The sequence below is a fragment of the Marinobacter sp. MBR-99 genome, assembly GCF_040547575.1.
Taxonomy (GTDB): Bacteria; Pseudomonadota; Gammaproteobacteria; order Pseudomonadales; family Oleiphilaceae; genus Marinobacter.
In genome coordinates, this window is sequence record NZ_JBEPPY010000016.1 from 59537 (window position 1) to 80030 (window position 20494).

Below are 20494 nucleotides of genomic sequence, written 5' to 3' on the forward strand. Positions count from 1 at the left end.
GGCGCACAAGTGTACGCCAAACCTAAAGCGCGGCAACAGTATCCTTTTGTTCGAGTGCGTAAACCGGTTGGGCTTCAACCACATAGCGCAGGGGGCCACGGGCATCCATGGAATTGAAGGGATAGCAGGTAACCAGCAACAGGGTGCCGGCCGCCATCGCGTGGGTGTTAATCAGCTCTTTGCGACTGTCCACTACCCGGATACTGGTCACCCGATAGTCCTGCCAACGCTGATCCCGGCCTTGCAACCTGACCGGGTTACCCGGAGCGAGATGCTGGAGATGGCTGAAGTGGGTGTCCCGGTGCCCGGCCAGGATGACCGGCCCGTCGGCGCCGGCCACCACCTTGCCCGGCCCGAAGGCCAGGCTTTCGCCATGCAGGCCATCCAGCACAATCATCGACACATCCAGCTCGGGTATCTCCAATTTCGCCACCGGCCAGGTATCCGCCCAGGGCCAGGGCCGGGCCTGAACCTGACGGGCCTGGGTTTCGGCCCAGGCAAGTGCCAGCAGCTCCTGTGCCACCAGCGCCTTGAAGGGAATCCACAGCCCGAACATGAGCACTGTGGCAGAGCAACCGAACAGTAACAGCAGCAGGCGGCTCACAGGGATGGCCTCCGGTTCAGCATGGCAATGGCCAGGGAGAACATCAGCCCCAGCAAACCCAGCGCCGTGAACAACGGTGCGAATGTGGCCGTCTGGGGGTACCTGAGCATACCGGGCTGGCTACCTGCCGGCAGCAGGGTGGGTATGCTCTGCGACCCTGCGCTTTCGGTTTCCGGGCGAGCCCGGCGCTGCTCCACCACCACAAAGCTGGTGAATGGCGAAATCACGCCATGACGAACCGACAGCTCAGTGATTTGCTGCTCATCCGGCGTTTCTCCCTGAAGCTGTGCGGCATCGGTCAGCTCATCAATCCGGCCACGGGCCCACTGACGATTCAGACCACTGGCGGGTGCCGCCTGGGCCAGGTCCAGATATGTGGACCAGCGACGGCCTCCGGGCAACTGGCCGGAAACCTGCAACTGCCCTGCTGCCGGCAGCCCCCGGACTACCTGGACCAACGGCGCGCCGCGAAACACATCCCCGGGCCTGGCCGGTACTGGCTCCAACGGCTGCCCCTGATCCGGCCAGCGGACGTCCAGATTGGTCAGCACCGGCGCCTCCATGGCGGCAAACAGACGGTTCAGGGCCCGGTCTACTTCGGCGCCTGAATGAATTGCAGTAAACTCGCCCCGGCCCCACCGGGCCGCCTCCCGCAAAAAGTGCATGTTGGGAGCAGAACCAATCCCCACGGTAAACAGTCTTCGGTCCGTCAAACCCGAGCGGATCTGGTTAAACAGGACAGACTCATTGCCCACGGCACCGTCGGTGATAAACACCACCTGGCGTACCCGGTCACCACCCGGGCCAGAGTCCATTCCCAGCGCCAGCGACAGGGCACCCGCCATCTCGGTACCGCCATTGGCCTGCAAATCCTGGACATAACGCCGGGCCCGGGCCAGGTAATGGCCTTCTGCCGGCACCGGCTGGGCGAACAGGGCATGGGCCTGGCTGTTGAACTGGATGACATTGAACGAATCACCGGGGCGCAGGGTTTCCAGTCCCTTCAGCAGGGCAGAACGGGCCTGGGCGATTGAATCCCCCGCCATGGAACCCGAGGTATCAATAACGAACACAAGCTCCCGGCGCAGCATCGGCCCGACCGTTTCCGGCGGCAACACCATGGCCATCAGATAATCCTCACCCTGCCAGGTCTGGTGAAACACCGCCGCTTTTGGCTCACTGCCAGCCGCCGGGCGCCACCTGATGATCACATCACGGTCCATAAGCACCTTTTCCTGTTCCGGCCTCACCATCGCCCTGGCACCGTCCAGCTCGGTATGCAGTCGATGGCTCGGGCTGGAGATATCCGCCAGGGCCAGGCCGCTTTCGATCTCTATCTCGATGCTGGCCCGGTGGCTGCCGCCATCAACGTCCTGGGGGCGAACGGTAAACGGACTGATTTCGTGGGCATCGGCAACTTCCGTGGTGGCAAGCGCCCAACCCGACTGCCACGGACCTTGCGATTCCGCCAGCGGTTCGCCTGGCATATAACGGGGAGTCAATGTAGTGGGCAACCGAAGTTCGAATTCACCGTGTTTGTAGGCCACCGGTTGCTGATAACGGATTTCCACCTGCACACTTTCGCCTGGCGGGATATTGGCTACCCGGCTGGTGAACAGGTTCGGGCGATGCTGCTCCAGCGTGGCCGCATGCTGCCCGGCCTGCCTGGCCCGTTCATAGGTTTGGCGGGCCTTGGCTTTGGGCTCAATGTGGCCCACGATTTCACGCTCACCAATGGTCATGCGTAGCCCGTACACCGTGGCCTTGTCGGGTAACGGGAACACAAAAATTCCCTCCTGCCACTGGTCGCTGGTATTACGAAAAACCCTGGTCAGCCTGGTCTCCGCCAGCAGGCCAGACACATGAACCCGGAAGTCACTGTCCAGAATCAGGGCCGGCTGCTGCCGGGCACTTTGATCATTCATCAGGTACAGTTGACCCGGCTGTTCCATGTCCATCTGACGCGCCTCCGCATACAGGGGATGGACAAACAACATCAGCAGAACCGCCAACCAGAGGCTGATACCCTCGGCCATCCGCAACCACCTGGATTGTTTAGCGGCTGGCTTCGCCCGGCGGGCAGTGAACAGGTCGGGCCGTACGGCCGGATTGGCAAGCAGCGATAGCAACATCATCACGACATCCTTTTTGTGGAAGTTAGTGATGCCATTGCAACAGGCTGAATGGGCCCTGCCGTGGCAGAAACGGGCAAGCTGGCGATAGAAAATGATGAATTATGGCAATCCCGCGGCATCGACTTGTGCCGCACAAGGAGCATGGTTTAATGACAGCACATCTTGCTGAACAGCATCACTCATGAAAAAACACATTGTTCTGATTGAAGACGAAGCAGGCATTCGCGATAACTACCGGGCGGCGTTCGAGCGCCGGGGTTACCGGGTATCTGCCTATGGCGACCGGCCATCGGCCTGGCAGGTGCTGCGCCAGGCGTTGCCAGACCTGGCCATTATCGATGTCGGGCTCGGAGACGAGCCGGAAGGCGGCTTTGCTCTGTGCCAGGATCTTCGGTCACAGTCTGCCACCTTGCCGATTATCTTCCTGACCGCCCGGGACAGCGATATCGATTCGGTGCACGGCCTGCGCCTGGGCGCAGACGATTACGTCACCAAAGACATGAGCCTGGACCACCTGCTGGCCCGGATTACTGCCCTGCTGCGCCGGGCCGATGCCTGGGCCGAGGCGCTGCAGAAGCCGGATGAGCTGCTGCACCGGGGCCGGCTGTCGCTCAACGTCGACCGCATGACCGTGTCCTGGGACAACCAGCCGGTGGACTTGACGGTAACCGAATTCTGGATGCTGCACAGCCTGGTTCAGCATCCAGGCCACGTTCGCAGCCGGGACCAGCTGATGGAAGCCGCCAGCACGGTACTGGATGACAACACGGTGACCTCCCATATCAAACGCATCCGGCGTAAATTCAGCCAGCTGGACAGCAGCTTTGATGGCATTCAGACCGCCTACGGCATGGGTTACCGCTGGAATGCCCGTGAGGTCTGACCTTGAGCCTTAAACGCCAGCTGTTTCTCGCCAGCCTGCTGATGCTGCTGATCCCCTGGGCCGGGCTGAAGTTTGTGCTGGAACTGGATGACGCCCTGCGCCAACAGGCCCTGCAACAGCTCCAGGAGCGGGGCCAGCGGATGGCAAACCTGGCCGGCGACCTGCTGCTGGGGCAACCCACCATCGCCACCCCGAACGCGCTCTACGCCAGCCCGGCAGAAACACCGATCAAACCCGACGGCCATGCCGACGACTGGCCCGGTTATGATGAGCCCGATCACCTGCAGCCCTGGCAATCGGCTGAGCCCCTGCCCGTGCCCGGCGCACCCCATCTGCGATGGCAGGCCGCCAGTGATGGCCGACACCTGTTCCTGCTGGTCCAGATGCAGAACCAGGCGATGCAACTGTTTCAGCAGAACCGGCCTGACCAACCCCACGATCGCTTTGAGCTGGTGCTGCAACCGCCGGTCACCGACCTGCAACAGCCGGTGCCACGGCACCGCTGGACACTACGAACCTCAGCACCGGGCAGCGTGAATGCCATTCGGGAAGACCGCCAGCAAACTCCGGATTATCGGGTTCAGGGTGCCTGGCGGGATCGGGGTGCTGGCTGGCAGCTGGAGCTGCAGATGCCGCAGCCTGCCCGGGGCAGCTTGCTGGGTTTCCAGGTGACCCAGGGAGGCCAGGAGTCGTCAGTACCCGGCACCGGTATTGAGCCACCACCCCCACTGGTGCAGCGAATCCCGGAGCTGGAACGGGCCTTGGCGGACCAGCTCGGTGACGGCCAGCAAGTCACCGTGGTTGAGCCGGCGGGTTGGATAGTTGCCCATCACCGGCATCCGGCCACGGGCCAAGGCCCGGATTTTGATGACCTGTCCCCCGTGCAAGTGCTTGAGAAAATCACACTGAACGCTTTGCGAGCGCTGATTCGGCTCTACCAGCCAGAGCCGACACCGCTGGCAGAAACCGGCCACCGGCTGATCACCGGTGGTCTGCCAGACAACCATCTGGTCAGGCGAAATGACGGCTCGGTCTGGCTGGCCACCGAGCATGACCTGTTTGGCGGTCGCTCGCTGGTACTGGAACAGTCCCTCGACCAACTGCTCACCGTCTCCGGCTCGGCCCTTGGCAGTGTTCTGGCCCGCAGCCTCCTGATCATTCTCGCGCTAACCCTGGTATTGCTGGGTTACGCCAGTTGGTTGTCCTGGCGAATTGCCCGCCTGCAGCGCCTGGTCAGCGCCAGTGTGGACGAAGATGGCCGGATTCTCAGCCAGGTGCCCTCGGCCAGAACCCGGGATGAACTGGGGCAACTGCAACAGCATTTCAGCCAGATGGTGGAACGGTTGCAGAGTTACAACCACTATCTGGAGAGTTTCTCCCGCCGGCTGTCCCATGAGCTGAAAACCCCCGTGGCGGTGGTCAGATCGTCCCTCGAGAACCTCGCTCATAACAGCTCCGAGCAGGAACGGCAGCAATACCTGGAACGGGCCGCCGGGGCCACCGAGCGGCTGCGCCGAATTCTCAACAGCATGAGTGAGGCTGCACGGCTCGAGCAGAGCTTCGACCAGGCCGACAAAGAACAGTTCGACCTGTCCGAGGTGGTCGCGCAAGCCACCGCGGCGTACCAACAACTGGATGCCGACCACCAGATCCGTTACCAGATTCCCGAAGCGGAATGCCCACTGATGGGCTCACCGGAAATGCTGGTGCAAATGCTCGACAAGCTGGTGGATAACGCCCGGGATTTTACCCCCGAAGGCGGCGCCATAGAGGTCAGCCTGCAACGCCATTCGGACCACTACCAATTGTGTGTGTTCAACGAAGGCTCACAATTGCCGGAACACGCCGGCGTGGATATTTTTGGTGCCTTTGTCTCCCAGCGCCAGGGCCAGAGCGAGGGGCACCTGGGGCAGGGGTTGCTGATCGTACGTCTTATTGCCGACTACCATGGTGGCTATGTGGAGGCCCGAAACACCCGCGAAGGTGGCATTGACGGGGTGAGCTTCCGGGTTATCATCCCGGTATACCGCCCGGAAACAGGATCAACATTGTGAGTGCCGAAACGTCATCCCTGGATTTTCATCCCTTGCGGGCAGACCTTTACCAAGAGCTGCACTCACGCCCCTTTCAGGTGATACCCTCCACCGCCCGGGTGACCCACATTGCCGTGCTGGTCACACCGGAGCAGCGCCGAACACAGTTCGCGCATCTTCAGCGGCTGCACCGCCTGCTGGGCGAGCCCTGGCCGGAACAGGAAGTCAGCTGCTATGAGCACAACTTTGGCAAGCTGCGGGTCCGACGTGAAGTACATATGGAGTTTGCCTCCTACACCTTCACCAACCTGGACGTTTCCAGTGCCGACCCGTTTGCCGAGACCGGCATCAGCTCATTACCTGAGGGTTGGCTGGAACAGCTGGACGGCACCATTGTCGGGGCCTTCCACATTGAGGTGCGCCCGTCAGAAGAGGACGCCCGCAGCGAACTGGCGTTCATGCGCAAGTATTTCGAAGGTATGCGCCTCATTGGCAGCAGCCCACAGGAAGGCGCCGCCCGGGTGTTGGGCTCGTTCCAGTTGCACAGCGACCATTTCGGCCGGTTCATGGTACTCAATCACAAGATGTCCAATAGCCAGCTGGGCCGCCTGGTACAACGCCTGATGGAGATTGAAACCTACCGTTTGATGTCTTTGCTGGCGCTGCCACTGGCCAGGGAAATGACGCCCAGTCTGAACGACATGGACCACAAACTGGCCACCATCACCCAGTCCCTGGCGGATAACGAATCCCTGGACGAACAACAGATACTGGCCGAACTGACCCACATTGCCGCCCGGATAGAAGCCTACCGGGCCCATTCCACCTTCCGCTTTGCCGCCACCCGGGCCTACCACGAACTGGTACTGACCCGGTTGGAAGAACTGCGGGAAGACGAAGTCTCCGGCCACCTGACGATCAGCGAATTCATGACCCGCCGGCTGACACCGGCCGTGAAAACCTGCGAAGCCGTGGGAGAACGCCTTGAAGACCTGTCCCGCCGGGTGGACCGCGCCTCCGACATGATGCGTACCCGGGTGGAACTGGCGATCCAGAGCCAGAACCAGCAGTTGCTGAGTTCCATGGACCGCCGTTCCCGCATTCAATTAATGATGCAGCACACGGTAGAAGGTTTCTCGGTGGTGGCGATCTCCTACTACCTGATCAGCCTACTGAAGCTCGGCCTGGACGTGCTGCAGGACAGCGGCCTGGCGTTCAATAAATCCCTGGTACTGGGCGTGGCCATCCCGGTGATCATGGTGCTGGTGTTCCTGGGCATCCGGATGATCCACCACCGGTTTATCCGCATGGCCCGCCGGCAGTAGCCGGCGTCAGCGGAATCTGGGGTCACCGGCAAACTGCCGGTAAAACTGCTGGGCTGTGCGGCCGTTGCGGACGCCTTTGCCGGTGGCAAACCGGACGGCCTCCTGGTGCAGTTGCGAGCGGTCTGCCACCTCCGGAAACAGCGCGTCCACCGCCTGCAGATAGATATCCTGGGAAAACGGATAGAACGACAGCTGCAACCCGAACCGGTCTGCCAGTGAGACCTGTTCTTCAATGGCTTCCGCCGGGTGCAGCTCGCCGTCGCGCACCTCGCTTTTCAGGTTGTCACTCATAAACTCTGGCATCAGGTGCCGGCGGTTGGAGGTGGCATACACCCGCACGTTCTCCGGGGGCAGCTCCAGTGATCCCTCCAGCACGCTTTTCAGGGCCTTATAACCGGACTCCCCCACATCAAACGACAGGTCATCACAGAAGATCACAAAGCGGTACGGCAGCTCGCAGATGTCGTCGACAATCTCCGGCAGGTTGACCAGATCATCCTTGTCCACTTCAATCATGCGCAGGCCATCAGCCTGGTAACGGTTCAGCAACGCCTTGATCAAGGACGACTTGCCGGTGCCCCGGGAACCCCAAAGTAACGCATTATTCGAGGGCTGCCCCGCCAGAAAGCGTTCGGTGTTGCGGGCCAGCGCCTGTTTCTGCCGGTCAATACCCGTGAGATCAGCCCATCTTACCGGATCCAGCCGGCGAATGGCCCTCAGGCCGGAGCGGTGCCGGCGCCATACCGCGGCCGGAATCTGCTGCCAGTCAAAACCGTGTTCTGTCACTGCCTTGCTCCTTGGTCGAGGTGCCGGGGCATAGTCTGAATCTGCCTTCAATATAGCCACACGCCACTGTATAAGGTTACGATCTGCAACTACACTTGAATGGAATTTCTTCGGGACGGTATACCTTGCAAACCCGCCTGCCTCCATCGTTCAAGAACTTAGCCCGAGCAGCCTGGTTGATTCTTGCCATCCTGTTTGCCGGGTTATCGGCCTCACAAGCTTTGGCTGAAGACGATACCACCCTATCTCATCGTGTGGTCACCATTGGCGTGGTCTCCGATAACGAGCCCTACACATTTTTTGAAGGCCGCAACCCATCCGGGTTTTCCATCGATGTGCTGCGGGAAGTGGCCCGCAACAGCCACCTCACCTTTGATTTTCGCGCGGGCAGCTGGCCTGAAATCTATGCCGCGTTCCAACGAGGAGACCTGGATGCCATCGACGGCATCTCCTGGCGCCGGGATCGGGCCGAAACCATCCTGTTTACTGAGCCATACCACTTTCGGGAAATCTACCTGATGTACGACAGTGCCGGCAATGCACCGGTTATTCGCGAGCTGGCCGATCTGGCAGACCTCCGAGTTGGCGCTGTGGAAGACGTCTTTTACAACAATGAATTCGTGGATGCCGGTATTAGCCTGACCACCTACGATTCCCTGCCAAGCCTGGTGCGCGCTCTTGCGTTTGGCTGGGTGGACGTTGCCGTTGGCCCCAAACTGACGCTGGAGTACCTGGCTAATCAGTCCGGCTTCCGGTTTCTGGAAATTCTGGGGCCGGCACCACTTAAGCGTTACTCGGGGGAAGATTTCCGGATTGGTGTGAGTCGAGACGATCTGGACCTGTTCAATCGCCTTCAGGCAGGACTCAGCGAAGTACCGGAAGAATGGCTGAAAAACCTGCTGCAACGGTGGCAAGAGTTTGGTGGGCTGTCTGGCAGCACCACCACCGACCTTCCACTGAGTGCCCGACAGCGGCAATATCTGGCAGGCCTTGGTCCCGTTCGGGTGGGTTTTATGGATGATTATGCTCCGTTCAGTTTCACCGACGGCGGCCGGATTCTGGGGTTGAGCGTAGATATCATGAACCGTCTGGTCGACCTGACGGGTATGCAGATGATTCCGGTACGGGGCCAGTGGGAGGAACTGATTCCCATGCTGAGGAGCGGCGACATCGACATCATGGCCAATATGTCCTTTCGGCCAGAGCGTGAAGCTTTTGCAATGTTCACCAATTCCTACCACGTCATCCCCAATGTCATTTTCACTCGTAGCAATACCCTGGCGTATCAGACCCTTGAAGATCTGTCGCATTATCGGATTGGTATCGGAGCCGGCATTTATTACGAAGACGCTGTTCGCCAGGTACTGGCTGACGGTGTTGTCGTTGGGTATGGCTCACAGCAACCCATGTTCGAGGCACTTGCACGGGGTGACGTGGATGCGGTCATCGGCGCCCTGCACACCGGCAACTACTGGATTCGTCAGTTAGGTATCAGTGGTACACGCATTGTCGGCGAACTTCAGCTCGAGGGTTTCAGTGGCGAGGACCTCCGCTTTGGAGTCCGGCCCTCACTGTCGCCTCTCGCGGATATCCTGAATCTGGCTCTGGCAGGCATTTCACCAACCGAACATCAGGTGATTGAAAATCGCTGGCTCGGAGCCACCACTCAACCACCGCCCAGCTCTTCTGGCCCGATACAATGGACAGAAGCCGAGTTGCAGTGGCTGGAACAGCGCAAACATGAGATTCGGATCTGTGCCGATCCGGACTGGTTGCCCCTGGAAGGCGTTCGAAACGGCAAACATACGGGCCTGTCCGCAGACGTTCTCCGCCTGTTAAGCCAGCGCAGCGGATTGATATTCAGACTGGTTGAAACGAACGACTGGCCACAGGCCATTGCCGCTGCGAAAGCGCGGCAATGCGATATGTTCCCCATGGCGATGCGAACCCCAGAGCGGTCCGAGTACATGGATTTCACGTCATCGTATCTGGAGGTGCCAAACGTGGTGATCGGACGGCTGGAGTCTCCGTTCATCCAGCGCCTGACAGAGCTGGATGGCAGTCCGATCGGCATTGTGGAAGGTTACGCCTTCGCCGAGCTTCTGAAAAAACGTAATCCTTCACTTCAACTGGTTATGGTCAACTCCGAACAGGAAGGCCTCAGAAAGCTACAGAACCGGGAACTGGCGGGGTACATCACCACCCTGGCCACGGCCAGTTACTACATGCAGTCCCTGGGCCTGGCAGATCTCAAGGTGATTGGCCGGGTACCTGCAGACTGGTCACTGGCCATTGGCACCCGCAATGACGAACCCACATTACACGGGATCATGCAGAAACTGGTATTGAGCCTGACTCCCGCCGAGCGAACGGAACTTGAGAGCACTTGGCGAAACCTTCAAATCGAAGAGCGCGTGGACTATTCCCGATTCTGGCAAATACTCGCGCTAGGCCTGTTAGCAACAGCCCTGCTGGTGTACTGGAACCGAAAACTCGGCCGGCTCAATCGGGAGTTGGCCGAGGCCAACACTGCCCTGTCACGATTGAGTGTAACCGACAATCTCACCGGCCTGGGCAACCGCACCTATTTTGACCGCGAGTTCTCCAAAAGCTATCAATGGTGCCTGCGCCACCGGACCGGCTTTGCCGTCGCCATGGTAGACGCGGACCTTTTCAAGAAAATCAACGACAATTGGGGGCATGAGGCCGGTGACCGCTGCCTGGAATCCCTGGCAAACACCATGCGGGAACATTTCCGCCGCGACACGGACCGTCTGGCTCGGTTTGGTGGTGAAGAATTTGTGATTTTTACCAGTTATTACGATGCAGATGACGTAAAGGCCCGGCTGAACCGGTTCCGGGAGGAAGTCGCAACCCGCCGCTGCGATACCTGCAAGGATAAGGGCATAGATCTGACGGTCAGCATTGGCCTGGCACTGGGTTTTCCGACACCAGAGCACACCGCCGCGGAATATCTCCGGCTTGCCGACCAGGCACTATACACCGCTAAACGTAACGGCCGGAATCGCCTGGAGGTTATTCCCGCAGGGCAAGAATCAGGGCCAGACGACACTCAGCACCCGAAGGCATGAATAACGAGAGGCGTGCCGACTGGAGCCTGTGCCACCAAGAGCATTGGCTCATTTTTCAGTGGTATCTTGCCGACACATTGCCAAACGGGCACCGGCAGACGCCGCCCCTTCGGCAACCACACGACCGGCCAGCGACACGCTGTCGTAACTGACTCTGGCGATACCATGGTGGCACACCCGAACAAGCCGGCTGCCGGGCCGAGTGACCGGAATGGCGTCCAGCACCCGAAAACTCTCGTCGGCAATGGAAAGGTGCACACGCTTCAACTTCACCGCGCCGTGATGCATGCCCTGGGCCACCAGCTCCGCCACACCCAGCCACCAGTGGGTATTGTTATCCGGTCCTTTCATGACAGCCACTCCTGCAATTGCTGACTCACCAAGGGGTGATGGGCCAGGCGAATATGGTCAACACCGGGAAAATTGGCGATGCCCGCCAGTTCCCAGCCTTCACGGCGTTCACCACGGGCGCTGGATTGGTGCACCAGGGCATCGCCAAACAGAACGTTCACAGGGTGCTGTTCGCCCTTGGCGAGCAGTCCGCTGATCACGTAATGCCGTGCACTCTGCAACAGCGGTTGATCCGAGGTTCCCGGTTCAAACACATCCCCCCGGGACAAGTTGCGGATACCCTCGCTGCGAAGGTCAATCACCTCGCCCACCACTTTCAGGTAATCCCGGGGCACCCGATTCAGCCAGCCTGCCGCTTTGTGGGCGCCAACCGCCAACCAGGAGCCGTCGTGGGGGGAGCCGATGTACACACAATCCGGGTTCAGGCTGGCCCAGCGGTGATCATTCGCAGCCCCGTAATGACAGGCACTGCGAATCAGCAATCCGCCCATGCTGTGGCCGATCAGAACAAGTCGCTTGACCGGCACCGGCCAGTTGGTTACCAGCCGCTCCAACAATGCGGCAAGGTCCTGGCCGTTACGGTAAATGGGCCGGCCGGTATTGAAACGGAGTTTGAGGGCGGACGTATCGCCCAACCTGTTGGCGAGGTGGGTACCATAGTGTTCATCGGGCTTGGCTGGAAAGTCCCAAACCGATTCCAGCTCCATCAAACCATGGATAGAAAGGCAAAGCACACTGCCCGGCGCTGCGGGCTGGGGATTCTTCAGATCCAGCGCTTCGCCATCGGCAAACACCGTCATCGGCACCGCCAGCGGATTGCCCCGGTGCTCCAGCCAATCACCCAGAAAGCCGCTGGCAATGGCCGAAATGTGTTGCTGGACTCGCCCAGCGGAAGGAACAGACACCATGGTTAGTCTCCCGTGTATCTATTCAGTGTACGCCCTTTGCGGTGCATTACACTGGCCATTTTCGGGCCAGAATGGTGGCCCCGGAGCAAATCCGGCGAGACAGGCTCACGGTTTGTTAATCTGCCCGAAAGGGCTACAGGCGACCGAACCTGATAGCCTTGCTGGAATTGCCTAGAAACAGACCGGCCCGTGCCGCTCCATCTTTCACACTGACCAGCCAAAGGAAGCATCCCATGCGATCTGCTGTCATCGCCCTGACCCTGACCAGCCTCTTGTTCTCTGCCAGCCCGGCCACGGCCGAGACTCAGCAACAAGCATCGGCGGAGCCGGAAGTGATGGGCTTTGTGGAGTGGGTGGTGATGGGCGAGACCGGCATCCGGTTAAAGGCACGCCTGGATACCGGCGCAAAGACCTCGTCTCTGCATGCTGTAAACGTGGAACCTTTCGAGAAGGACAACGAGGAGTGGGTGCGCTTTCAGCTGCCTCTGGGTGACCACGAAGACCAGCCCAGCGAGGGTGAGCTGAAGCATGACGAAGTGATTCTGGAATTTGAGCGACCGGTCTATCGCACCGTACTGATTAAACGCAAAGGCGCCCCCTCACAGCGGCGCTACGTGGTCGAAATGGACTTCTGCCTCGGCGGCAAGGTCCATGAAACCCAGTTCTCCCTCACCGACCGGGGTAAATTTTCGTACCCGGTACTTCTGGGCCGCCGACTGCTGCGGGATGACAACATCCTGACCGACTCCGGCCGCACCTTCATGACTGAACTGGAGTGCGAGTACAGCACCCTGGAAGAGCTGGCTCAGAGCAGCAAGGCTATCTCGCCCTAATCGACCTGCGGCACCGGCTCATCATTCCGGATCCTTAGAAAGCTGGCAAACCTTGGCAAGCCGGTGGCGGTCAGACCACGGTAGCGGAAGGTAATCATCGAGCCAATCGCCGGCGGATTCGCCCTGTCGTTATCGGTAAACCCGGTCCCGATGCGAAACCGCCGGCCATCCTCCAGCTCAACTTTCAACGCCCCCATCATCCCCTCATACTTGCCCTTGCCCGGCAGGTGGCCAACCACCCGGGCTTCGGCGTCCTCATGGGTTTTCACCTTGAGCAGATCGTCTGAACGACCCGCCCGATACAGGCTGTTTCTTCGCTTCAGCATCAACCCTTCCGCACCGGCTGACACCATCGCTTCAAGCTGTGCTTTCAGTTCGTCATGGCTTGCAACCGGGTGTTGCTCCACCAGCTTCAGATAGGGGGAACCCGAGTCTTCGACCAGTTGTTCCAACCGACGATAACGCTGCTCGAACATAACTTCAGGAACGGGCAGGTCAAACACATGGTAACGTACCTGGCGCCATTCCTGCTGCACCGGATGCGCCTTGCGCACCACTCCGGACAGTTCAGCAAAGCGCCCACGACCGCTCCAAAGCTCACCGTCCAGAGGATGCTCGGGGAACCGTTCGGTGAACCAGGCCGGCGCCTGATACACATGTCCGCCCCGTGACCATAACTGTGAGCCATCCCAATAGGCGCGGACACCGTCGAGCTTTTCGCTAACCCAGTATTCCTGAAGGTTTACATCCGGATGATAGACATTGGCCAGGGGAATGGCCGGTGGCCGGGCATTTGCCTGACCGGAATGGGCGACAAGTAACGAAAAACAGAAAAAGCTGAGTGCCAGGACTATTGCCCTGACACCGCCAGTATTGAAGAGTGGCATGTTCCTTTGCCCTTTTTACATCCTGTTGAAGGTATTACAAAAAACGCTGGCTCAGGCCGTTACATACTTCAGCAACTCAACCACCTGCTCCGGCGTTTGTGCCCAGGCCATGGCGGCAGCGTCCACTTCCTTGAGCGGGTGCACGATGTCTTCATCATGCAGGGTGATATAAGGGGTGCCCATGGCGGCACAGTAGCCGGCGTCGAAGGCCGCGTTCCACTGTTTGTACCTGTCGCCAAAACGGATCACCGCCAGGTCGCACTGCTCCAGCAGGGTCTTGGTACGAATGGCGTTCACCTTGGAAGACTGGTGATCCCGCCAGAAGTTGCTTTCTGGCTTGCCCAAAAAATCGCCGGCCGCATCGCTGGATTCGTGGTCGGTGTTGGCAGAGGTGAACTCAACCGGCAGGCCCGCCGCCTCGGCACCCGCAGCAATCTGCTCACGCCAGTCGGTGTGGATTTCGCCAGATAAATAAACAGTCCAGATCATGGTGGGCTCCTGTGGGGCTCGTCAAAAGTTGAGGTGGAGATCATACGCCAAAGAAGGCGCAGGTTCACGGCAGGTCAGCGCGCTTCACACACCCTGACCCACCGTTGCTCAGCCTACCGACCGCTGTTCAGGTTCATGCAGTTTGCATAATAGGTCGTGGTCGCTGGCCAGTCGGAGAATATCCCGATTACGCCAACATCCCGGGCCAGCACATCAATCACGTTGAACACATCGCCGTCGTTATTGATGGCGTCTGTGACGGTCTGATAATACCAACCACCACCGGTGGCCAGCGGACCGCTCCGTTCAACCGTCCAAGCGATCATATCCAGTCCCGCCGCGCGGGCATTCTCCGCATACTCGGAAGGCACAATCTCGCCATGGCCATCCAATGTCAGCATTTTCCAGATTGCGGGCGCCAGGATATTCACACCACGGGCTTTCAGGTTCTCCATGAAGGCCAGGGACGTGTTGTCTGGGGTAATCGGTTCCTGATCAAGGAACACCGCTTGCTTGCCAAAGCGGGGTGTTTCGTTAACCCAGTAGAGCACATCGCCCAGATTGAAGGATTGCGGCCAAACGTCTCTCGGAGGCACGCCGGCATCAATGTAATCCTGGATCATCTGGCGGGCATAATCCTGCTGACTGTAATCGCCCTCAAACGGCATATCCACCACCGGGAACTTCAGCTCCGGAGTGAACTTGACCCCCAGCGCCTTGAACAGCTCAATGCTTTCACGATGACTGACCAGAGTGCCGCGGGCGGTGTAGAGGTCCGTCCGCCAGTCGGCCGTCCCGCCAAGGTATTCCTCCGGCGTAGTTGCCTCCGAGTTGTAGGCATCCATCTTGCCCTTCAGGGTTTTGAACTCCGCAAGTGTGATGTCACTGGTACGGCATTCGGCCTGCGCAGGCGCGCCGGAAGCCGGATCGGCCGGCACGAAGGGCTGCGTGCATTTGGCGTTCAGCTCAGGAATGGTAACGATGTTGGTGGTGGTGTGTAGATCGTTCTGGGCATGGCGGCAAACCAGCTCCCGGTCCTTGGTAAAGGCTACGTCACATTCGACAATGCCCGCTCCCATTTTGGCCGCCGCAATGTAGGATTCCCGTGTATGTTCCGGGAACTGCAGCGGCGCGCCTCGATGACCAATGGAGAAGTCCGAGGATTTGAACGGACGGGCACTGCAGGACTGAAGCCGCTCCTTCAACGGTCCCTCGTCCATATCCTGTACCAGCCAGAACGGGCGCGGCCCAAGCTGCACCGATTCCTGCCCCTTGAACTTCCCGTGGTGGTGCTTACCCCAATCCGATGACTCCTGCCACTTGGCAAGGCCCGGCGGCAACCAGTTCTGCCCATCCTGATTCTTCGGCCCGGCGTGGGCGACGGCGATAGAGATCGAGCACAACACGATGCCCGCCAACGTGAGTAACTTCATAACCAGCTCCTTGTTAAATGAATGATACTGCGGAGCCAGTGTTCACAAACAGGGTTACCGGTGCATGAAGGTTTTTTGACCAGGGCGGCACAACCTCTCGGGTACTTCCCGAGGGCATCCTCAAACTGGCAGATCGATCCAACGCAACAGATCCGTTCCTCATAACAGAGTGGGCGACCTTTTTACTGAATTACGGCTAGATATTGCCAGTATTACACCATGGCTGCCTCGGCCAGATTGGGAACGCTTTTCTCCATCCGATCCTCCAGTGTCGACCATGGGAATTCCCGAATAGCCTTCAGTTGGGCCGGATAGCCGTCGTTTTCCCACCAAGTCAGATCCAGAGTCGCCCAATAGTCCGATGGCCTTCCCCGCTTGCCTGCCGCATCGTACTCGGCTGTTGTGGGGTCCAGGTGACGGTACTTTTCCAACGCGGGAACGTCGGGTAAGGGCTGGCTAACGTCCATATACCGCTGTAGTTCATCCCAGTGCGCATACAGCTCCACTTTGTGGACATCCGCCACCTGAGCGACGGTCGTTTGCCAACCGGTATAGCGATGACGCAGAAGCAACTTGTAGCTGACGGGGGCCTTCGGATTCACATGAAACGAGATATAGGGATCGAACTCGATAAACGGTGCTTCGAAGGTCTCTTCTCGCCACTTACGGAACTTAACCATGCCGGTGGGGCGGACAAAAACACAGCCCAGATCTTTAACAATGAATTCTGGATTGCGTTCCAGAAACCAGGTGAGAGGGGCTCCTGCACTGGGATTGCATCCCGGCGATAGGCGCCAGGCGCCAGGCGCTTAACATGGTCTTCAGAGCCTTGGACGGAGAAACACCAGAGGGAGGCTGACTATAACGTTCGAGTTTGTTACGCTCCGCGCTGATCTCACAAGGATGCACTGCCCCCCAAGGAAACGGAGATTCCTGAATGAAGCTGCTCTGGGCGTTCTGCCTGCTATCGCTCCTGCTCGGGTGGAGCCCTCTGGCTACTAGTCAAGCCCCACACGTCATGGCAAAAAATAGCCAGCTGGATGATCTAAAGCTCTGGGTTCGGCTTCAAGGCAATAACATCAACCCGGAGAATGCAAAGTGGGCAGGGTTTGCCAACACCGCGGCGAAACAGGGGCAGCTTGAAATCCTGGAATATCTGCATAATCTCGGAGTCGATTTCAGCCAGTTCGACAGCTTCGGAGATAGCACGCTTCACTCCGCCTCGTCTTCCAACAAGGTTAACGTTGTCCAATGGCTCCTGACATCAGGTATCGATCCAAACCTTCAAAAGACGGTTAACCATCCAACCGCACTGCATAAAGCCGCGCGGTATGGCGCTTCCGAAACCGTCACTTTCCTGTTGGAAGCAGGCGCCGACCCACTCATCAACTCGCTGTCAGGTACAGCGTTTGAGCTGGCTGATAATATCCTTGTTCTCCGCACGTTAATGACCCACTGGCAAAAACAAGGGGATGGCATGCCGCCGCCAGGCATTTCACCTGCGGCCTGGTGGTCATTCATCGGGCAGCCAGGACGGGTTCCTGAGAGTCTCCTGAGACAGGATCTAAATCAGGCGGAGTGCAACGCCCTGCACTGGGCGGCTGCATCCGGCCACTTACCCACACTGAAAAGACTGCTCCAACTCGCCCACCGGGCGGCTCTATCGAACCAATGCTTCAAAAAATGGACCCCGCTGAAAATCGCCATTCGGTTCAATCAAGCAGAAGCCGTTGGCGAGTTCCTGAATCACTGGCAGTCTGTCGACGTGCAGGACGTCAGGCTCGCCGTAAAGTATGGTTCCGCGACGCTAGCAAAAATGCTGTACGACTCATTGGAGCAAGAGAAAGACAATCTGGCGTTTTATCCCCGAGAGGGCAACGCTGTCCTGATCAATTATGATTTCGAGGACCTTGCGTATCTGGTCAACCGGAGAGTGATCAGCCCAGGCTGGCTACTGAATCAGATTGCTAGCCACGGCGGCGAGATGCTGGAACTTGCTCCACTCGTAGTGTCACAAGGTATCCCGATCACTCAGGTTCTGCGCACAGGCCTGCGACAGGACAACCCTTCCCTGGTGCAGTGGGCTTTAAAACAGAACCCGCCGTTACAGCAGATCGACGACCGCGAGCCGTCCCCATTTATGGTCGCGGCCAAGACGGGAAACACAGATCTTGCCAAACAGTTATGGCATCCGGATGCCGTTCTGGGAGACGACAATTACTATGAGCAGCTGGAATACTTCGCAGCAGCCGGGTGGACTGACAAGGTTCTGTCGTTTACCAATCGACGCGCAGACCTTCTGACCTACGCTCTTATAGAAGCCGTTCGCTATGACAACGTCGATCTTTTGGTGGACCTTGTGACTGCCGGCGTCAGGGCGCCAAGGCGCCGGTGTCGTTCCGCTTTTGATGTGGCAATCCGGCAGGATTCATTGCCAGCCATTGCGTTGCTCGCGGAAACGCACGCCGATAACAAAGACTGCCTGTCTGAAGCTGTACTAAGCGTTATCGACGACGGTGATGCGGCAATGCTTGCTCCTCTACTGAAACATGGTGCTAACCCAAACGGTACAGGGGACGGCTATCGCAATGCCATTGTCCGGGCGGTTCGGGATCGAAAGCTTGTGATACTCATGGCGCTTTTGCAGGCGGGCGGCGATCCGTCTGCCGTAAAAGCTCCCGAGGGCACAATTCTGGAGCTTGCGCAAAAAAACCTGGAAAGTTCGGGCCATCCTGAACGGGTAGTGACTGCACTCGAAACTGAACCCTCACCCTTGCTGACGGCTGTGAAAACAAACGATCTTGAAACACTGAAGGCATTGATAGAACAGGGGGCCGACCTTACCCAAACCAACGATCAAGGGGAAACGCCTGCCCACCTTGCAATACGCGCCGGGCAATTTGATGCAGCATACTTACTACTTAATTCTGAGGTGCTGCTCAAGAAAGACAAACGGGGCCGAACCCCTTTCCATCTCATTGGTGCGTATGGCACCCCAGCACTTGCAGCCAGGGCCATCGAGCTGAGCGAGGGAGTCTACCCGGAAGACGATGCACGGAAATTCCCCCTGGATTATGCCGCTCGCCTAAACGAGCCTGTCGCGCTGCTTCTCGCCAAAGCCGACGCCCGCCATTCCGACAACCTCGCTACCCTTGCGGCACTCTACGGTCAGGAAAGACTGATGAGTTACCTGAGCAGTGAGTTTGAAGCGTTGGATTCCGGGCACTATGAAGAAAAACCCGAGGCCGCCTATTTCATGGTCGCCCTCGCACAGCAAAACCGCAACTGGTACGAGTCGCTTCTGGAACAATCCCTTGACCCAAACGATACCTTTGCCGGAGAACCCCTTATATCCATGGCCGCACGGTACAACAATCTCCCAGCGTTTGAGTTACTGATCCAGAAGGGTGCGGTGTTGCGGCCAAGCCTGTTTATGCGTCAGTACAGCGCGACCTACCAATTTGCACTGCTGTCCCAGAGGCCGGAACTGGCTGAAACGCTGCTCAATTCCATAGATTCTGGTAAAAGAGCCGAGTTCCTTATTGCCAGCCTGGAGCCACTGTCCCAGGTTATGTCTGAAGACCAGCTGGTTTCATGGCTCCAACAGCAAGGACGCGCAGCTCTGGATGAACCCCTGGCAGACGTATTGAATCCGCTCATTCGTTCGGGAAAAAACCTGTCTTTGATCAACGCGCTGGTTCGCAGCGGCGCGGATCTTGGCGACAGAGATTATTCCGGCTCATCACCGGTTCAGGAGGCAACAGAGGTTCTTGGAGACGACATCGAGTGGGGGCATCGTATCGCACTTGTCCGCCTGCTCCACCAAGATCAACAAAACAGGCAGTCTTTTCCGCTTCTGGACCGCCTCCGCCGCCTGATCACAAATGCCGACGAACCCACACCTCCTGTTTGGAGATACCTCCAGGAAGGGTACAGCGTGTTGGCGACCGTTGATCAAGAAAATTTAACCGAAGAGGATCCCGTTAGCCGACTGACGCTTCTGGACGCAGCTGTTCTCCAGAGTGACACTGAGGCCATTGAATCCCTACTGAAAAACGGTGCCACCGTGACACCGCAAACGCTCCATGTCGCAGCACACACCGGCAAGATTGAGACTCTTCGAGCCCTGCATCCCGCGATATACGACCTTAATGCCCGGGATTTCAAAGGGAACACCCCTCTCATGACCGCCGTCAAAGCCGACCGGGAAGACATGGTAGAAGCATTGCTCTCAATGGGAGCACGTCCAAATGTCTACAACCAAGACCATCGATTCCCGCTAAAACTTGCTGTGCTCAATAAATCAGAATCTTTGGTGAAACAGCTGCTGAACCACGGCGCCCACCCCGATGGGTTCAGCGAGCAGATGTCATCCAATGCGTTACGCGACGCGGTTGTTAGTGGAAATCTTGAGATAGTCGAAATGCTTGTCAACGCGGGAGCGAGCGAAAACCCGCTCCTCGGCGCACCTCCCTTCAGCGTACTCCCGGCTGCATACAAATTCGCCCCCAAAGATATTGTTCTCTATCTGGAAGGTACGTTCGAGCTCACTACGGAACAGCGGCAGGGGCACCTCGATCTGGCCTGGGAACATGGTAGTGAATGGGCGAGAGAGCACTTGTTGCAGCGTGGTGTTGCGTTCTAGCCCGCTGTGAAAACTCGAGACCGCTCTTCACTGGCCTCGTGTTGCGTCTTCCACGACGTGAAAACAACCTCCTTATCCGTCACTTAGTAG

15 protein-coding genes are annotated in these 20494 nt (G+C 58.5%); 6 read left to right on the plus strand and 9 right to left on the minus strand.

Features of this window, described 5'->3' with window-relative positions; all coding sequences use genetic code 11:
• Positions 1-22: 22 nt before the first annotated feature.
• Together ABIE59_RS14230 and ABIE59_RS14235 are read right to left on the minus strand one after the other, a co-directional pair.
• On the minus strand, positions 23-604 hold the full coding sequence (locus tag ABIE59_RS14230; RefSeq protein ID WP_354447895.1) for a class GN sortase: 582 nt from the start codon (positions 602-604) through the stop codon (positions 23-25).
• Entirely contained in the window at positions 601-2739 is a 2139-nt protein-coding gene (locus ABIE59_RS14235) for a marine proteobacterial sortase target protein (RefSeq protein ID WP_354447897.1), read from the minus strand. Before ABIE59_RS14235 ends, ABIE59_RS14230 begins: the two co-directional genes overlap by 4 nt.
• A 181-nt stretch (positions 2740-2920) precedes the next feature.
• On the opposite strand from ABIE59_RS14235, the gene pdsR reads away from it, so the two are divergent.
• Genes pdsR through ABIE59_RS14250 form a run of 3 tightly spaced genes read left to right on the plus strand, consistent with a single transcriptional unit; the run spans position 2921 to position 6980 of the window.
• On the plus strand, positions 2921-3622 hold the full coding sequence (gene pdsR, locus ABIE59_RS14240) for a proteobacterial dedicated sortase system response regulator (protein WP_152439343.1): 702 nt from the start codon (positions 2921-2923) through the stop codon (positions 3620-3622).
• 2 nt (positions 3623-3624) lie between these two features.
• Entirely contained in the window at positions 3625-5676 is a 2052-nt protein-coding gene (gene pdsS, locus ABIE59_RS14245; RefSeq protein WP_354447899.1) for a proteobacterial dedicated sortase system histidine kinase, read from the plus strand.
• Positions 5673-6980 (plus strand): DUF3422 family protein, encoded by a 1308-nt coding sequence (locus ABIE59_RS14250; protein WP_354447901.1) that lies wholly within the window; start codon positions 5673-5675, stop codon positions 6978-6980. Before pdsS ends, ABIE59_RS14250 begins: the two co-directional genes overlap by 4 nt.
• A gap of 6 nt (positions 6981-6986) precedes the next feature.
• Here ABIE59_RS14250 and ABIE59_RS14255 read toward each other — a convergent pair whose 3' ends face one another.
• On the minus strand, positions 6987-7766 hold the full coding sequence (locus ABIE59_RS14255) for an ATP-binding protein (protein ID WP_354447903.1): 780 nt from the start codon (positions 7764-7766) through the stop codon (positions 6987-6989).
• Positions 7767-7891: 125 nt separating this feature from the next.
• Here ABIE59_RS14255 and ABIE59_RS14260 point away from each other — a divergent pair, with 125 nt between their 5' ends.
• Positions 7892-10858 (plus strand): transporter substrate-binding domain-containing diguanylate cyclase, encoded by a 2967-nt coding sequence (locus tag ABIE59_RS14260; RefSeq protein WP_354447905.1) that lies wholly within the window; start codon positions 7892-7894, stop codon positions 10856-10858.
• Between the two features lie 48 nt (positions 10859-10906).
• On the opposite strand, the gene ABIE59_RS14265 is transcribed toward ABIE59_RS14260, so the two are convergent.
• Both ABIE59_RS14265 and ABIE59_RS14270 read right to left on the minus strand, forming a co-directional pair.
• Positions 10907-11209 carry a hypothetical protein gene (locus tag ABIE59_RS14265; RefSeq protein ID WP_354447907.1) on the minus strand — a complete coding sequence of 101 codons (303 nt, stop codon included), beginning with the start codon at positions 11207-11209 and terminating at the stop codon, positions 10907-10909.
• Positions 11206-12117, minus strand: a complete 912-nt coding sequence (locus tag ABIE59_RS14270) for an esterase/lipase family protein (protein WP_354447909.1) — start codon at positions 12115-12117, stop codon at positions 11206-11208. Before ABIE59_RS14270 ends, ABIE59_RS14265 begins: the two co-directional genes overlap by 4 nt.
• A 233-nt stretch (positions 12118-12350) precedes the next feature.
• Here ABIE59_RS14270 and ABIE59_RS14275 point away from each other — a divergent pair, with 233 nt between their 5' ends.
• Positions 12351-12950, plus strand: a complete 600-nt coding sequence (locus tag ABIE59_RS14275; protein WP_354447911.1) for an ATP-dependent zinc protease family protein — start codon at positions 12351-12353, stop codon at positions 12948-12950.
• Here ABIE59_RS14275 and ABIE59_RS14280 read toward each other — a convergent pair.
• From ABIE59_RS14280 to ABIE59_RS14295, 4 genes are all read right to left on the minus strand, one after another.
• The gene (locus ABIE59_RS14280; protein ID WP_354447913.1) at positions 12947-13837 is read right to left on the minus strand and encodes a DNA ligase; all 891 of its coding nucleotides are present in this window, start codon (positions 13835-13837) and stop codon (positions 12947-12949) included. The two genes, ABIE59_RS14275 and ABIE59_RS14280, sit on opposite strands and share 4 nt — an antisense overlap.
• 51 nt (positions 13838-13888) lie before the next feature.
• Positions 13889-14326, minus strand: coding sequence for a YtoQ family protein (locus ABIE59_RS14285; protein WP_354447915.1), 438 nt, complete (start codon positions 14324-14326; stop codon positions 13889-13891).
• Positions 14327-14439: 113 nt separating this feature from the next.
• Positions 14440-15759 carry a glycerophosphodiester phosphodiesterase family protein gene (locus ABIE59_RS14290; RefSeq protein ID WP_354447917.1) on the minus strand — a complete coding sequence of 440 codons (1320 nt, stop codon included), beginning with the start codon at positions 15757-15759 and terminating at the stop codon, positions 14440-14442.
• 212 nt (positions 15760-15971) lie between these two features.
• Positions 15972-16439 carry a hypothetical protein gene (locus tag ABIE59_RS14295; protein ID WP_354447919.1) on the minus strand — a complete coding sequence of 156 codons (468 nt, stop codon included), beginning with the start codon at positions 16437-16439 and terminating at the stop codon, positions 15972-15974.
• A gap of 257 nt (positions 16440-16696) precedes the next feature.
• Between ABIE59_RS14295 and ABIE59_RS14300 the strand changes: the two genes are divergently transcribed.
• Entirely contained in the window at positions 16697-20404 is a 3708-nt protein-coding gene (locus tag ABIE59_RS14300) for an ankyrin repeat domain-containing protein (protein WP_354447921.1), read from the plus strand.
• Positions 20405-20494: the final 90 nt, after the last annotated feature.

Excerpts from the sequence above, each read along its gene's own strand:
- ABIE59_RS14265 (WP_354447907.1), bottom strand. The coding sequence starts at position 11,209 with ATGAAAGGACCGGATAACAATACCCACTGGTGGCTGGGTGTGGCGGAG.
- ABIE59_RS14300 (WP_354447921.1), top strand. The coding sequence starts at position 16,697 with ATGAAGCTGCTCTGGGCGTTCTGCCTGCTATCGCTCCTGCTCGGGTGG.
- ABIE59_RS14290 (WP_354447917.1), bottom strand. The coding sequence starts at position 15,759 with ATGAAGTTACTCACGTTGGCGGGCATCGTGTTGTGCTCGATCTCTATC.
- ABIE59_RS14280 (WP_354447913.1), bottom strand. The coding sequence starts at position 13,837 with ATGCCACTCTTCAATACTGGCGGTGTCAGGGCAATAGTCCTGGCACTC.
- ABIE59_RS14285 (WP_354447915.1), bottom strand. The coding sequence starts at position 14,326 with ATGATCTGGACTGTTTATTTATCTGGCGAAATCCACACCGACTGGCGT.
- ABIE59_RS14235 (WP_354447897.1), bottom strand. The coding sequence starts at position 2,739 with ATGATGTTGCTATCGCTGCTTGCCAATCCGGCCGTACGGCCCGACCTG.
- ABIE59_RS14295 (WP_354447919.1), bottom strand. The coding sequence starts at position 16,439 with ATGGTTAAGTTCCGTAAGTGGCGAGAAGAGACCTTCGAAGCACCGTTT.
- pdsR (WP_152439343.1), top strand. The coding sequence starts at position 2,921 with ATGAAAAAACACATTGTTCTGATTGAAGACGAAGCAGGCATTCGCGAT.
- ABIE59_RS14270 (WP_354447909.1), bottom strand. The coding sequence starts at position 12,117 with ATGGTGTCTGTTCCTTCCGCTGGGCGAGTCCAGCAACACATTTCGGCC.
- ABIE59_RS14275 (WP_354447911.1), top strand. The coding sequence starts at position 12,351 with ATGCGATCTGCTGTCATCGCCCTGACCCTGACCAGCCTCTTGTTCTCT.